General features: G+C 49.5%; 14 protein-coding genes. 10 read left to right on the forward strand and 4 right to left on the reverse strand.

Annotated features, from left to right (window positions below; genetic code table 11):
• Positions 1–143: 143 nt before the first annotated feature.
• Positions 144–1,781 (reverse strand): malolactic enzyme, encoded by a 1,638-nt coding sequence (locus tag EKM99_RS07130; protein WP_125582296.1) that lies wholly within the window; start codon positions 1,779–1,781, stop codon positions 144–146.
• Between the two features lie 159 nt (positions 1,782–1,940).
• On the opposite strand from EKM99_RS07130, the gene EKM99_RS07135 reads away from it, so the two are divergent.
• The 5 genes from EKM99_RS07135 (at position 1,941) to EKM99_RS16160 (ending at position 5,893) form a co-directional block, all read left to right on the forward strand.
• On the forward strand, positions 1,941–2,837 hold the full coding sequence (locus tag EKM99_RS07135) for a LysR family transcriptional regulator (protein WP_125582298.1): 897 nt from the start codon (positions 1,941–1,943) through the stop codon (positions 2,835–2,837).
• Between the two features lie 117 nt (positions 2,838–2,954).
• Positions 2,955–4,175 (forward strand): ATP-binding protein, encoded by a 1,221-nt coding sequence (locus tag EKM99_RS07140; protein WP_225419813.1) that lies wholly within the window; start codon positions 2,955–2,957, stop codon positions 4,173–4,175.
• 260 nt (positions 4,176–4,435) lie between these two features.
• Entirely contained in the window at positions 4,436–4,825 is a 390-nt protein-coding gene (locus EKM99_RS07145; protein ID WP_125582300.1) for a GCR1 C-terminal domain-containing protein, read from the forward strand.
• Between the two features lie 472 nt (positions 4,826–5,297).
• Positions 5,298–5,648, forward strand: coding sequence for a hypothetical protein (locus EKM99_RS07150; RefSeq protein ID WP_125582302.1), 351 nt, complete (start codon positions 5,298–5,300; stop codon positions 5,646–5,648).
• A gap of 8 nt (positions 5,649–5,656) precedes the next feature.
• Positions 5,657–5,893 carry an SdpI family protein gene (locus tag EKM99_RS16160; protein WP_125582305.1) on the forward strand — a complete coding sequence of 79 codons (237 nt, stop codon included), beginning with the start codon at positions 5,657–5,659 and terminating at the stop codon, positions 5,891–5,893.
• Between the two features lie 259 nt (positions 5,894–6,152).
• On the opposite strand, the gene abc-f is transcribed toward EKM99_RS16160, so the two are convergent.
• Positions 6,153–7,649, reverse strand: a complete 1,497-nt coding sequence (gene abc-f, locus EKM99_RS07160) for a ribosomal protection-like ABC-F family protein (RefSeq protein ID WP_125582307.1) — start codon at positions 7,647–7,649, stop codon at positions 6,153–6,155.
• Positions 7,650–8,116: 467 nt separating this feature from the next.
• Between abc-f and EKM99_RS07165 the strand changes: the two genes are divergently transcribed.
• Positions 8,117–8,734, forward strand: coding sequence for a LysE/ArgO family amino acid transporter (locus tag EKM99_RS07165; protein WP_125582309.1), 618 nt, complete (start codon positions 8,117–8,119; stop codon positions 8,732–8,734).
• Between the two features lie 179 nt (positions 8,735–8,913).
• Here EKM99_RS07165 and EKM99_RS07170 read toward each other — a convergent pair whose 3' ends face one another.
• A complete protein-coding gene (locus tag EKM99_RS07170; RefSeq protein WP_125582311.1) occupies positions 8,914–9,621 on the reverse strand; it encodes a hypothetical protein in 708 nt (235 codons plus the stop codon).
• 138 nt (positions 9,622–9,759) lie between these two features.
• Here EKM99_RS07170 and EKM99_RS07175 point away from each other — a divergent pair, with 138 nt between their 5' ends.
• Positions 9,760–10,356: a sugar O-acetyltransferase gene (locus EKM99_RS07175; protein ID WP_125582313.1), complete on the forward strand. Its 597-nt coding sequence runs from the start codon at positions 9,760–9,762 to the stop codon at positions 10,354–10,356.
• Here EKM99_RS07175 and EKM99_RS07180 read toward each other — a convergent pair.
• Positions 10,353–11,030 carry a cadmium resistance transporter gene (locus EKM99_RS07180; protein ID WP_225419814.1) on the reverse strand — a complete coding sequence of 226 codons (678 nt, stop codon included), beginning with the start codon at positions 11,028–11,030 and terminating at the stop codon, positions 10,353–10,355. The genes EKM99_RS07175 and EKM99_RS07180 overlap by 4 nt on opposite strands.
• Positions 11,031–11,220: 190 nt before the next feature.
• On the opposite strand from EKM99_RS07180, the gene EKM99_RS07185 reads away from it, so the two are divergent.
• From EKM99_RS07185 to EKM99_RS07195, 3 genes are all read left to right on the forward strand, one after another.
• A complete protein-coding gene (locus tag EKM99_RS07185; RefSeq protein WP_125582315.1) occupies positions 11,221–11,679 on the forward strand; it encodes a hypothetical protein in 459 nt (152 codons plus the stop codon).
• A 253-nt stretch (positions 11,680–11,932) separates the two neighbouring features.
• Positions 11,933–12,121 (forward strand): hypothetical protein, encoded by a 189-nt coding sequence (locus tag EKM99_RS07190; RefSeq protein ID WP_125582317.1) that lies wholly within the window; start codon positions 11,933–11,935, stop codon positions 12,119–12,121.
• Positions 12,122–12,287: 166 nt separating this feature from the next.
• On the forward strand, positions 12,288–13,904 hold the full coding sequence (locus tag EKM99_RS07195; RefSeq protein ID WP_125582319.1) for a MucBP domain-containing protein: 1,617 nt from the start codon (positions 12,288–12,290) through the stop codon (positions 13,902–13,904).
• Positions 13,905–14,271: the final 367 nt, after the last annotated feature.

Here is a 14,271-nt window from a genome sequence, read left to right on the forward strand (position 1 = left end):
TCAAGCCGGGCACCCGCCCCTTTCCAGGTAACCGGAAAAATTCAACTATAGTGGAATTGCGACAACCAAAACGTGCCAGCAGAAATTGACGTTCAATTTCTACTGGCACGTTTTCATTTAGCTTACATTGTGGCAGCGGGACCCTAGTCGATCTCGCGGTATGCCGGCACCCACTTCATCGCAGCTACGGCCGCCTTGGCGTCACTGATGGGTTCCTTGTTCAAACCTTGATCCAGCACGCTTTGGGCCACGATTTCGGCTAACTTCTGGGAAAAGCTCGTCAATTGGGAAACGGGTGGGAGCACTGCGGCGCCGGGTTGGGACGTATCCACGAGTCCCCCCAGGGCGTGGCAGGCCGCGGACAGCGTTTCGCCGTTCAAGACCTTCGCCGTGGCGGCAATCAGGCCGAAGCCCAGGCCGGGGTACATCAGGGCGTTGTTGCCCTGGCCAATGTGATAGGTCGTGCCCTGGTAAACCACGTCGCCGGCGGGGATCCCGGTCGCAATCAAAGCCTGGCCGTCCGTCCATTTGATCAGATTGGCCGCAGTTGCTTCGGCGAGCTTGGTGGGGTTGGACAGCGGGAAAATGATGGGGCGCGGCGTGTGCGCAGCCATGTCCTTGACGATGGCCTCGGTAAACGTACCGGGTTGCGTGGACGTGCCAATCAGGACGGTCGGGTGGATTGTCCGGACCACGGCGGCCAGAGTCGTCAGCTCAGCCGCGTTCGCAAATTCAGACCGGTCGCGGGTGAACGGTTTTTGCGCCGCCGTCAGATCGGGGGTGTCGTTAAACAACAAGCCTTGACGGTCCACGGCGTAGAAGTGTTGCCGGGCCTCCTCTTCGGACAGGCCGGCCCGCTTAAGCTCGTCTAAAATTTGGTTGGCGATGCCCATGCCAGCGGTCCCAGCACCGAACGTCACGAATTTTTGATCGGTGATGTCCTCGTGAGAAATGTTGAGCGCCCCCAGGATGCCGGCGAGCACGACCATGCCCGTTCCCTGGATGTCATCGTTGAACGTAGCAAATTGGTCCTGGTACTTGTCGAGGATGACTTGCGCGTTGCCCCGACCGAAGTCCTCCCAGTGAAGCAGGGATTCGGGGAACAGCTTGCGTTCGGCGGTCACGAATTGGTCAATGATGGCGAGGTAGTCGTCACCGGCCAGCCGCTTGTGGTGATTGCCCAGGTAAAGGGGGTCGTTTAGCAATTTTTCATTGTTGGTACCGGCGTCAATGCTGACGGGGAGGACCTGCGCGGGGTCGATCCCGGCGGCGGCCGTGTACACCATCAGCTTGCCCACGGCGATATCGACGCCGTTGACACCCCAGTCGCCCATGCCTAGAATCCCTTCGGCGTCGGTGACCACGACCAAACGAATGTCGCGGCCATTGGCGGCGTTGGCCAGCGTGGCTTCAATGTCCGCCGGCGCGTCAACGGAGATGAAGGCGGCGTTTTGCGGGTCGGTGAAGAGGTGGCTGTAGGCCTCAATGGCGTCGGCCACGGTGGGGTCGTACACGATTGGCATGAACTCCACCACGTGGTCGTCCATCAGTTTGAAGAACAGCGTCCGGTTCTCGTTGAACAGGGTCATCAAGAAGAGCCGTTTCTCCAGGTTGTTGGCCTTGCTTTGGTACTGGGCGTACGCCTGCGTTGCCTGTTCGGCCAGCGTTTGGACGTGGCTGGGCAGGGTACCGACCAGGCCCAGTGACTGGCGCTCGGCCTGCGTGAAGGCGGTCCCCTTGTTTAGGAAGGGGTTATTTAAAATAGTAGCTGCAGTTTTCATGAATGAATTCCTCCAGTAAGTGTTGTTGGCTTGAATGGTGCCGTGATTGAACTTAACATCTCCACTATAAGTGGCCGGCAGGGGTATAGTCAAATGTGGTGGTTGATATAAAAATAATTTATAATGGAGATATAAATATCGTGATAAGGGGACTGACAAATGAACACCAAAGACCTAGACTATTTCGTTCGCTTAATTCAGACGAAAAATTTTTCCCAAGTGGCGCAAGACTTCGGCGTGACCCAGCCGACGATTACCATGGCCATTCAGCGCCTGGAAGCCGCGTTTCAGGCAAAGCTAGTCCTGCGTGACCGCGTGCACAACACGCTGGTGGTCACGCCTAGTGGGGAACAGCTCGCCGTGCACGCGCGCACCGTCCTCCGCGAGCTGGACTTGGCCCACCAAGAACTCGCCCACCTGACACAGGACAAGACGGTGCTGGGACTGCCACCGATCATTGAAAACTACTACTTTCCGCGGGTGGCGGCCCACCTGCAGGCACGGGGGATGTTGGAAAATATCCAGACGCTGGAGGGCGGGTCGGTCTGGTTGCGCAAGGCGTTGCGGGACGGCCAGGTGGATTTGGCGCTCCTGGGATCAACGGCACCGCTCTCGTACCAGGCGCTAGTCGCCGAGGAATTTGATCGCCAACCATTCACCATTTTCGTGGCCGCGAACCATCCGTTGGCCCAGCGCAAGCGCATCACCTTTAGTGAATTGCGGCACGAGAAGTTTGTGCTATTTAATAGTAGCTTTGTGCACGATACGGCCTTCAATACGTTGACGCGACGCAATCATTTTCGCCCCGATGTGGTCTTCCGGGCCAACGACACCCACGTCATCATGAACCTGGTCGCGGAAAATGTTGGCGTGACCTTCTTGACGGACATTGTCGACCAGCACCGCGACGACGTGGTCCGCCTGCAGCTCGTGGATGACGCGCAACCGGAATTCATCTCCAGCATCGTTTACCGGGCGTCACACGTCTTGACCCCGGCGCAGGAACAGGTGCTGGCGGTCTTGCGGGCAACGCTGGGCGGAACGCCGGCTTTCTGAGGGGGGGGGAACTGCTGGTGGAGATTTCTTTAAGCATGATTGATGAAATCCTGAAAAATAGGATTTTATCAAGTATACTTGATAAAAACGTTGAAATTCTGTTTTCTTCAAGTATACTTGAAGAAAACAATGAACGGGGTGGCACACATGGTTGTCCGGCAACTTTATTTAGATCGGTTAAAACAGTATCAAGATACCGAATTCGTCAAGGTTATCACGGGTGTTCGGCGGTCCGGCAAGACCTTTGTGCTGCGGATGTTCCGAGATTTCTTACAAGAAAGTGGGATTGCGGCCGATCAGATTATCTTTATTAATTTTGAATCCATGAAATACCAGCACCTCTTAACCAAGGAAGCCTTGTACCAGTACGTGACGGCACGGGTAGTTCCTGACAGAAAAATGTATCTGTTCTTTGATGAGGTACAGCGGGTTACTGATTGGGAGGACGCCATCAATAGTTTTCGCGTTGACTTTGACGCGGACATTTACGTTTCCGGATCGAACGCATCCTTGCTTTCCGGCGAGTTGGCAACGCTACTGACCGGGCGGATGGTGGAAATCCCGATTTACCCGTTATCCTTCAAGGAGTTTCTACAATTCACCGGGAGCACCAAGCCGCTTGATTTGGCTTTCAATGATTACGTGACGGAGGGAGGATTCCCCGCGGTGGCGTTGGTGACCGATACCGAGGTGAAACGCAGTGTGTTGGATGGTATTTACAGTTCGATCCTGTTGCGGGATGTGAACGAGCGAGCGGCAATTAGAAATGATGGCCTGTTAACCCAGGTTGCGACCTATCTGCTGAGTGAAATTGGCAACCCGATTTCGGGAAACAAAATCGCTGGTGCTTTGAAAAATGAGGGCTGGGGGACGGCGAATGCGACCTCCATGCTCCGGTACATGAATTTGTTGTGTGCGGCGTTTATTTTCTATCCGGCGAAGCGCTATGATCTCAGAGGAAAGGCTTATTTGCGCTCGACAGCTAAATATTATGCAGTCGATACGGGGTTGCGAAACGTCACGCTGAACCGTAACTATCGTGACAATTTTGGCCATCAGATTGAAAACATTGTCTACTTGGAGTTGTTGCGGCGGGGGTATCGCGTCGACGTCGGCAAAGATGGTGAACGGGAGATTGACTTCGTGGCGAAGCGGGGCCATGAGGTCGCGTACTACCAGGTGACGATGCAATTGCCAACTCAGGATAACCGAGAAATTGGAAATCTGCAGGCACTCGACGACAACTACGCCAAGACGCTGATTACGGCGAATCGCATGGATGTGGGCGAAGTTGCTGGTATCCCGATTGTCCATATCGTGGATTGGCTATTGGCCTAGTAGCGTGTGGTAAAGACGATTCAGGTAATCGCTAGTGTTGGTTTACCGTTTGCCCAATTTAGATGGAAACGCTGTGGAGCGGGCTCCTAACCTTTCAAGCTTTTCAATTGGTTAAGCTTTTCGCTCATGAGCTGAGCACCCACAGCTGAAGGTGCTTTTAGTGGATTAGGCGGTTTTTTAGAATTTATAGCGACATTTTAAAATAGAGAGGTAAGTGTTTGTAATTGTATGATCTTAAATTTCGAATGATCGCTAGTTGCATGGCAGTCGTGCCTACAGCAATCATCGGTGCAGAATGGTATATGAACTTATCAATGAATGAAACACCCGTAGAGTTTGCAGTCGCAATCTTATTGCTGATTTGGGTTTGGCTAGCATCATTGGTTAGTAGCGTAGTCCTTTTAAGACTGATTTCGATTCGCTTATATCAAAAATCAGTTCAACAGCTTTTGAAAGCACCTAATGTTAATCACATGCTAGAATCCAAAGATTCGCAAGATCTGTCTAAAATTTTACAAACATTAAATTTCAGCTATTCTAGGAAACTCAGAAAGGCTGTAAAAAAAGAGAGTACGGATCAAAGGCGTAAACGCTTAATCGAAGCCATTATCCATCGCAAAAATTTACTGGAAATGGACGAGAAGAATTGATTCTATCGTGAACGCGATAGCACAACAAAGAGACCAAGCAACCGTTTTTCGACGGGGCTTGGTCTCTTTGATTTGTCATGGATATCGTGCCGCCCAACCATCTTCGTTAGTAATGGTAATTGAAGCGTTAGAAAGAAACGCGATTGCAAATTAAATACTTCTCTCGATTTAACATGAATCATCGAAAGTATCTTTTACAAATTATATAAAGGTCAATTGAAAAGTATGCCCCGCTTTAATTTGTTAATACGTCGACCTTTCAAGATGATTTAAGTTGTGCTCAATTAAGAGAGGTACTACTATTTCGATAAGAAAAGGAGATTACTAATGGTCATGCGCTAAAATCTAGCATCGCACAGCTATCATGGTTCAGATGACCCAATTGTTTCTTTGATTGTGAAGCGTCTGGACTTTATTTACTCATCAATGGACGTCAGGATTGGACCACAAACTATGTCGTAGAACGCTAGAGGTGACAGATACGTTAATTGGAAATTTTTCTGTAAAGGCTCCTTATTTGGTTTTAGCGAATCTGTTTGTGATGGTTTTGGTCTGGCTCAACCAAGTGATTGGCTGGAAATATGGCATGACAAAATATACAGCAGAATGGCATCTCACGATAGTCTTTACTGCCATTTTATTAATCATTTTATTGCTCTCACTGCGAGTGTGGCGTCATTTCTTCAAAAGCTTCCAAAAGATGTATACTGATCTGAATGTCGTATTCTTATTGTATGCCATGTTGTTATTAATTATTCCAAGCGCGTTGGGAAAAGAAAATCTATCACAACATTCAGCTGGGATGGGGATCCTTTTTTCCTAGGTTTACCAATGCCATATGTTAGGAGAAACCATTTAATTGGTATCCGGCTTCCATGGACGTATGAGTCGCCAATAATTTGGTGTAAGGTAAACTTGTTGGGTGATAGACTGCTTTTGATATTTGGATTAATTAGTATTGTTGTTGGAACACTGGGTGCTAATTGGTTTATCTGGTCATTGATCTGCTCTACAATTATTTTAGCTGTGGCAACGACAGTATATGCGTATTACTTACATGGACTTTAACTGCCGTAAATTTGTAAAACTTGGAATAAATTGCTATGAAGGAGAATAAGCGCTAATTCTTTAATTCCAATCTTGTGATGATTAAGACGTACTCGTCAGACGAAATAACCTGTGCTTTCTGGCGTTCAGGTGCCGTCAATTCAATCGTTGCTCATGAACTGAATCATCCGCAAAGTTGACCACGCGAAAAAGGTACAGCCGCTACCAATCACGATAACGGCTGTACCTTTTGTGCGCCAGCAATCAAGCCAGCTGCGCTCTACGGCAACGGGGTCAGGGTCACGACCTTCGTTGCCACATCGTCAATAAACTGCTGATCGTGCTCGACGAACAATAATGTCGGGCGCGCGGTGGTCAGCAGGGTCGTCAGCTGTTCCTGATTGAAGACGTCCAGATAATTCAGTGGCTCATCCCAAATGAACAGGTTGGCAGGCGTCGCGAGGGACTGGGCCAACTCAACTTTTTTCTGCTGGCCCATACTCATTTGCTCGATGGGCGTTGCGAAAACGTCGCGGGGCAGGCCGAGCTTCTTGAGCGTGTTCAGTAAGGCATTGCGGTCAAGGTGGTGCGCGGTGGCAAATGCCGTCAGGGCGCCACGATTGTCAGCCGTCAGTTGGCGCGCCACGCTGAGGGTTAACTGGGGCTTGAGGTCGGCAACTCCGGTCCGGTTGCCGGTAAACGTTCCCAACAGGTTGCGGATGAGAGACGACTTGCCACAGCCATTGGGGCCAACGAGGGCCACCCGGTCGCCGGCTTCGAGGTCGAAGGACACCGGCGAGAAGAGTTGCCGATCTCCGTACCACAACGAAAAGTCAGCGACGTGGAGGAGTGGCTGATAGTGCGTGGACATGGGCGTCATGGTTAGCGGCGGTACGTGTTCAATGTTTTGGCGTAAACCTTCCGTGGCCGCGAGCTCTCTGTCTCGGCGGCGTGCCACGTTACGCGCGCGTTTCATCATTTTAGCGGGGAGGGTACTACTCCCGGCAGCGTTGCGGCCGCTATTTTTCTGGTGGGGATTGCCGTGCGCACGGCTTTCCGTGATCTGGGCCCAATTGGACCGGTCGGTAGCGCTGTGCTGGAGACGGTCGGCTTCCTTTTTTAATTTGGCGTCGCGCTCCTCTTCAAAGTTGTCGCGCCGCTGTTTCTGGTCCTCGTAGACGGCAAAGTTGCCGTGGGTCAGGCTCAGTTGTTTACGCTCGATGGCTAGCGTGTGGTCGGTCACCTGATTGAGAAAATGGCGGTCGTGACTGACGACGATGAAGCCCTGGCGCTTACTTTTGAGGTAGGCGGCGACGCGTTGGCGGCTGGGAAGATCCAAGTGATTAGTGGGTTCATCAATCAGCGGGTAGGCCTGTTCATCGGCAAATAAAATGGCGAGCAGTGCCTTGGTCTGTTCCCCGCCGGACAACGTGGCGAAGGGCTGGTTCAAGCGGGCGGGGTCCAGGTCGAGCTGGCGTAATTCGCGTTCCAGTTGCCAGTCAGCGACCGGGGAAATTTGATGGAGCACGGCCGTTGCGGACTGCTGCGGATCGGGCACGGTGGCGGGAAAATAGCTAACGTTCTGGTTGCCGGTAATCGTGCCCTGGTAAGGATAGGCGCCCAGTAAGAGGTTGAACAGGGTGGTCTTACCGCGACCGTTGCGGCCGACCAATCCTAATTTCCAATGCGTATCCAGGTCTAAATCGACGTGATCAAAGAGCACATGGTCATTCGGATCGAAGCCGAAGGTTAATTGGTGGAGTGAAATTTTTGGCATGAAGCGAGACTTCCCATCTTAATTGGCAAAGTAGCTGCAATAATGGGGTGTTCGTTGCGAGAATCTTCACATTAATCGCGTTCTTTCTAGGTTTAGTGGGACTGGGGGATTTACCACGGCAGTCTCTTATCGTGAATTTTAGATTAAAATTAGATTAGAATCAAGTGAAATGCCTCTTTAGTTGCGTCTGAGACAAAACGCCAGACTTGAGTTGTCTCTCTACATCTACATTGTCGAAACGTGCGACCAAAGGCAGCTGGCTCCGCTTAAAACTGATAGCCAAATAATCCAAGCCCAGGATTATCCGGCTATCAGCCTTAAGGCTCACCGGTAGCCACAACCCCCGACCAGGCCAGCGATTCCCCGAATTTTCCTTTCGTTTTCATAAAATATTTGGTATGCTAGTCGGATACTGAAAAAAATCTCGGGCGACTAGCGGAGTGGGCCTAGAGGGAAAGCGAGTGACCATGTCAGCAATGTATTTGCGGGGCCTCCTATTGAGCCTGGCCCTGGTATCCTCGATTGGGATGCAAAATTTATTTGTCTTCAACAACGCGATTAATCAGCCTTTGAAACGCGCCTGGCCCGTCACCGTGATGGTCTGGTTTGCCGACACAGCGCTGACGTTAGCGGCTTTCTTCGGCATGGGGGCGATTATCAGCTCCCACGAAATGTTTAAGCTGATTATTATGTTCGTGGGTGGCTTACTGGTCATTTGGATTGGGTTTGGTATCTTGCGGTCAGCGGCGAGTTTCAAACTAGAGAGTTCAAGCACGCCGTTACCCATGAAAAAATCACTGGTCAACGCGTGGGTGGTCACGTGGGCCAACCCGCAGGCAATCATCGACACCAGCCTGATGTTCGGGGCCATGCGCGGCTCCCTGACCGATACGGAAGTGACGCCGTTTATCACTGGCGTGGTCTCGGCCACAGCCATCTGGTTCTTTGGCATCACGCTGATTCTGGGCTTGCTCAAGGAACGCCTGCCACAGAAATTCCTGATGTGGGTCAACATTGTCTCCGGTGGCATCGTCATGCTGTACGGCTGTTACCTGTTGTACCAGGCTTTGATGATGGTGATTTAGGGTCTTGCGGTGAGTAAAGTTGGGTAGGCGGATCTGCAAGTGCCGTCACGAAAATAAGTAACTAACTGTGTATACAAAAGTCGACGGCCCGCTGAAATTTGCGTGGCCGTCGACTTTTTGGTTGTACTGAATTTATAGTGTTGAAACGGGTGGCCAGCTACGGTCACCCGTTCTTTGTCTTAGTTATCTTTCGGCCGAAACGGCACCACGTTATCGCCATTGTCATGCTCATCTTCTGGGAGCTGGTCGAACATGTCTTGCATGAACTGATCGAATGCTTCCTTGGTATCCGGAACATCCTCGGCAGCGACCTCATCGGCATTTAACTCGGTGAATAGCTGATGCTGGCGGGCGTAGGCGAAGATGGTGTGCAGGGCCTTCACGTCAGCCGGGTAGGCGTAAAGGGCGAAAGTCAGGTTGGCCTCGTCTAGGAAATACTTGAAGTCGCGTTTGCCCATCGCCAGCTTGGCGGCCTGGTAGGCGTCGTTCATGATAATGCCCATCATGGTGTTCTGGAAGGTGATGTAGACCACGTCTTCGTTAGCGGCAACGTCCACTAGATCGGTTAGCGCAATGTCGTGGGTCTCCCGCCGACCGGAACGTAGATTCTTGCCGGAGAGCGTCACCCGCGTGGCTAGTGGCGGCTTGGGTGCCGTTGGCTTGCTTTTAGCTGTGGCCGTTGGTTTGAGCGTGAGCGCCATAAACGCCTGAAAAGCCTGATCGTTGGTCAACCCCAGCTGATCGCGCATCTCGTTGATGAGTAAGCTCAGAGCGGCGCTGTATGTAGCCGGATCCTTGATAGCGTTAGCGGCGGCAGCGGTCTTGACCCAGGGCTCGCCATCCGGACCAATGCCTAGTGTGAATAGTGGTGAACCTTCATCGTCCATGTTTTCCTCCCATGAAAACGCATTTAGTTTCCTTATTATAACGTACTTGGCGGGTGAGCTGGGTGAGCATTTTGTAAATGTTTCATGTGAAACACCGGTCGGCGAGGTATGATAGAGGTAACGAAGGGACGTGACAACATGAACTTAGCAGAAAAATTTACCTATATGGCCACTGGCCAACCGTATGACGACAGTGATCCGTTACTGGTGGCGGCGCGTGACCGTTCGACGGCCAGAACCAACGCCGTGAACGCTGCGCCCACCATGGCGGAACGCAGTCACTTGTTCCAGGCACTAGTCGGCAGTACCGGTGCGCACCCCCAGATTGAACCCAACTTCCGCTGTGAATTTGGCACCAACATTCACGTCGGCGACAATTTCTACGCCAACTATGACTGTGTCATCTTGGATGGCGCCCGGGTAACCGTGGGTGATGACGTGCTCTTCGGCCCCAAGGTCGGCCTCTACACCAGCAATCACCTGTTCGCCGCGGCGGAACGCCAACTCGGTGGTTGTATTGCCAAACCAATCACGATTGGCGACCGCTGCTGGTTGGCGGCGAACGTTTCTGTCTGTCCCGGTGTCACCATTGGCGCGGATACCATCATTGGCGCCGGCAGTGTGGTCACGCACAATATCCCCGCCAGCGTGATTGCGGCGGGGAATCCGTGCCAGGTCTTGCGGCCAATTACGGCGGCGGACAAGACTGGATTTGTGGGTCAAGATTTTATTTAAAGGAGAATGGCGAGCCCCACGCAAATGAAGAGGAGGGGCGACAACCAGGCACCAAAGCGCGCGAAGAAGTGAGTGGCGGCCGTTGAACGGGCCAACTGGTGACTCACGAATAGCCACAGGCCGATCATGCTCAGAAATATCACCAGGACGCCGGCGAACTCGGGGCGGTCGAGGTGGGTGAAGTAGGGGATGTAGATGCTGAGGTTATCGCCACCATTGCCGATCGTCAGGGACCACACCAGGGGCAGGCTCACCACATGGCTGACAATTGGTGAGAGCGCGGGTTGTCCGCGGTGACGCCACCAGCGATAGAGACCCACGCTACCCAACGTCAGTGGAACTAGGCCCAAGAAGCGCGTCCAGGACGCCAGATTGTAGTGGAGCACGCCACGGCTAACCAGCCAGGCCACAAGAATTAGGGTGATGATCCCCAGGTATTGGCCGAGGATGATGCTGCGGCGCTGGCGGGGGCTGTCGGCTGCTAGCCAGAGCAGTAGGAGAACAATGAGGTCGTCGGTGTCGGTAACAAAGAAGACACCGATGGCGGTTAAAATGAAGGCAAGCATGGGTGCTCTGATCTCCTTGTGTAACAGGTTAGTTCCATTGTACGCCAGGTTGCGGTGGACACCAACTGGAAATTGGGGGTAATGAGGTGTTTTTGGAAGCGATTTCAATGTGGTGGCTGTGGTCGTTGGGATTTAGCGGGAAGGGACGTGCTTCCGACTAAGTGGTGACTTGATTGGAATGATTAATGGGAACTGTGGTATGAGCTTTCTGAGAATAATCGACTTTGGGAAAAGTACCGCTTGATAACAAGATGGTTTATTTGCGAAGACAATAAAGGCATAGAAATGGATTGGTTGGATGAAGTGGTGGATGAACAGGGTCACAAGAAAGCAACTTGCAATCACAGCATTATTTTTCAACGTAGCCGCCATCATTATTTTAGATAAGTGGAGAATTGGTTGGTTCCATTTAAACAATACGGGTATGATCTACGCAACTTTATGCTTAGGTTGGTGTACCATATCGCTTGGCATTGTGATGTTTGGGAACTGGGAAACAGCCGGTCAGGGTATTGGGGATTTCCATTATAAAAGTTTGTCTGAGTGGGAAAAGTTTGGTGTTGCAATTGTTTTCATTGCCGACGTGTTTATAGCAAGCAATGCGATGTTAGGATTTTTTATCATGTTCTTTATGATTTACTGGATTGTGACCTTTCGGATTGGGCATCGCCATGTCTCGGGGGAGGTAGGCTATCAAATTGTTGGTTCAATGCTGTGGGTGAATTTGCTATCTATTTGGACGCTCTTTTCAGGATAGAGGTAAAGGTGATGACCGCTAATGTCAAAAAATAAGTAAACGATGGCGACTAGTGTCCCGCTGGCAAGGATGGCAACATGCACCGCTCCGAGCAATACCAGTAAGCAGTTCCACACCATTAAAATCAGATAGCAATCAGTAAAGTCCCAGTCAACGCTGGGCCTTTGTTGTATGGAGATGCGATTGTCGTTTTTAGCCAATGCTAATGGCTGTCCACGAAACGGATGAAAAATTCTAGTCTGATAGTCAATCATTGAAGTCTAAAGATCTTGGTTTTCCAGGTGTGGTGAACGTAAAAGTCAAAATGGATTTTGTTGGATTCCAAAGTGAAAGCGCACTTTTTCCAAGCAAATACCATAATTCTTTAGCACACAGAAACTTAGTGAAAGACCATGCAATTGAATCTGGAAATTCAATGGCCAAGGGGTTTATAGGGCTCTAATTATATTTATTAACTGAGCAAATAAATCTACAGTGTAAATAACAATGAAACTTAATGTTGACTTTAGAAATATTTGAGATTAATTTATAAATGTAGGGATTGTCACATTTTAGCTAGAATGGATAGCTGAGCAATTTTGAGGATTTAAAATCGGAGGAGATTCAACATGCATCATCAGCAGAGAAAGGCGTCTTCCAAGCGATTGAAATTCGTTAGTAAAAGAAACTATCAGTATTTGGGATTGTTAGGGGTTTCTCTATTTTCCTTGTCCTTGAGCCAAATGAATCCGGTCAACGCGCATGCGGACGTGACTGGGGAACAGACTGAGGTTGTGGGAAATCAAGCGAGTCAAAGTAGTTCCTCTTCGAGTGCTAGTTCGTCAACAACTAGCTCAAATATAAGTGATACCAGTAATGGTTCAAACGGTGGCCAAACTAAACAAAATACACAAATTAGTACTGCCAAGATAACACCGTCTGTTGAAAAGCCGGTATCGTCTGGTTCTGAAATTAGTCAAGAATCAAATGATTCATCAAAAGATATGAAGCCCAAGACGAAAATTAACTTAGCAAAAGACGCTACGCCAGTCACGAGTGCAGTGACACCAACTGACGTGACGCCTAGCAACCTGGTTGTTATCAAGAATGGAGATAGCTCGGTACAATTAGACAATCAACCGAAATTGAGCAGGGATCAAACTACTACTTTGGGAGATGTCACAGCAACTAACCCGGATAACTTCACCTATGATGCGGCCTCACAAACAGCAAACATCACTGGTCCAGCTGCGGGACAAGTGCCGATTGATACTGGAGTTAAGGCTAGCAATGGGGTTAGCACGGTTTATGTGGCGCCAGTTGTGTCAGTGCCGACTGTTAAGGCCGCACCGGTTATTGTAAGATATTTTTCATCCAAAGGTGTTCTGAAAAAGACAGTGGCACTGACGGGCAATTTGGGAGAGGCGTATACAACTAATGTAAAGAATCCTGCCTATGAATCCGGCTATACGGTTGATCAGTCGAAATGGCCTAAGAATGCGCAAGGCGTGTTCACGAATGTTCAAATATTTGTTGATTATTATTATGCTGCGCCAATTGATTCATGGAAATCGTACAAGGACCAAACTCAAGTTAACACTGTTGTCAATGGAAATAAGAAGTTAATGGATCTCAATGTGTATTATCCGAATGGCGCAAAGGTTAGTTTAACAGTGACGAGCGCTAATCAGGTCTTAATTCATACGCTTAGTCCCAACGGATATTCAACTAAAACGATCAGTTTAGTCGTTGGAGAAGAACAGGTCATTGAGGACAGTAATGGTTCAATTTATTGGGCTGAATTACTTCCTAATGGAACGATTGATTTGACGTACCGTTATGGGCAAGGGCTAGTTGAAGATTATATCTCCAACAAGGGGGAGTTAATGTCGCATAGTTTTCAAAAGTTGATTTCAATAGGATTGAATACGGTGTCTGGAGCTAAAAACAGCAAGGAATCTAATCATGGAAAAAATGATTCATCAAAGAGTAGTTCGAAGACCTTTATGACGGAAAATAGATTTCAAGCTTTACGGGCATTCAATAGTTCAGATTATTGTCCAGCAAATAGCCAACAAGTAAAGCGAACGAAAGGTTATAATCTGGAAAATTTAAAAAATCAATTGCCGCGGACTGACGATCATCAACAAAGCGGAGTGAGTTTTGTTGGATTTGTTGGATTGATATTGGGTATGTTGGGAACAGGCCATCTGATGAGAGAAAAGGAGCATAACGATGTTGAATAAAAAAATTGCTTTATTGATTTGTCTAATTGCATTACCTTGTTTTATGACAAATAATGCATTGCAGAAAAAAGGGCGAAAAAAGAGATAGTGGCGTCATTATAGTTCGACTCCGCTGTTGAACGCTAGGCTTGAAAAAGAGAGATTCCATATTATTTTAAAACAAAGGATAAGCGTATACTCAAGGGCTTTAAGACGTCAGCTCGTCAAACAGAAGTAAGGCATTTTGCTCATCAATTTTAGACGTTAGCTTAATTGTGAAGTAGGAGGTGTTCTTGTGGGCAATATATATAAACCTGGATTATTCATCAACAAAATTTCCAACGAAAAAAGGGAGGTCTAAATCGGTATTTTCCCGATTTAGACCTCC

Source organism: Levilactobacillus cerevisiae, from assembly GCF_003946245.1.
Taxonomy (GTDB): Bacteria; Bacillota; Bacilli; order Lactobacillales; family Lactobacillaceae; genus Levilactobacillus; species Levilactobacillus cerevisiae.

Coding starts and splice junctions, on each gene's coding strand:
- EKM99_RS07130 (WP_125582296.1), bottom strand. CDS start 1,781: ATGAAAACTGCAGCTACTATTTTAAATAACCCCTTCCTAAACAAGGGG.
- EKM99_RS07135 (WP_125582298.1), top strand. CDS start 1,941: ATGAACACCAAAGACCTAGACTATTTCGTTCGCTTAATTCAGACGAAA.
- EKM99_RS07145 (WP_125582300.1), top strand. CDS start 4,436: ATGGCAGTCGTGCCTACAGCAATCATCGGTGCAGAATGGTATATGAAC.
- EKM99_RS16160 (WP_125582305.1), top strand. CDS start 5,657: ATGCCATATGTTAGGAGAAACCATTTAATTGGTATCCGGCTTCCATGG.
- abc-f (WP_125582307.1), bottom strand. CDS start 7,649: ATGCCAAAAATTTCACTCCACCAATTAACCTTCGGCTTCGATCCGAAT.
- EKM99_RS07165 (WP_125582309.1), top strand. CDS start 8,117: ATGTCAGCAATGTATTTGCGGGGCCTCCTATTGAGCCTGGCCCTGGTA.
- EKM99_RS07170 (WP_125582311.1), bottom strand. CDS start 9,621: ATGGACGATGAAGGTTCACCACTATTCACACTAGGCATTGGTCCGGAT.
- EKM99_RS07175 (WP_125582313.1), top strand. CDS start 9,760: ATGAACTTAGCAGAAAAATTTACCTATATGGCCACTGGCCAACCGTAT.
- EKM99_RS07185 (WP_125582315.1), top strand. CDS start 11,221: ATGAAGTGGTGGATGAACAGGGTCACAAGAAAGCAACTTGCAATCACA.
- EKM99_RS07195 (WP_125582319.1), top strand. CDS start 12,288: ATGCATCATCAGCAGAGAAAGGCGTCTTCCAAGCGATTGAAATTCGTT.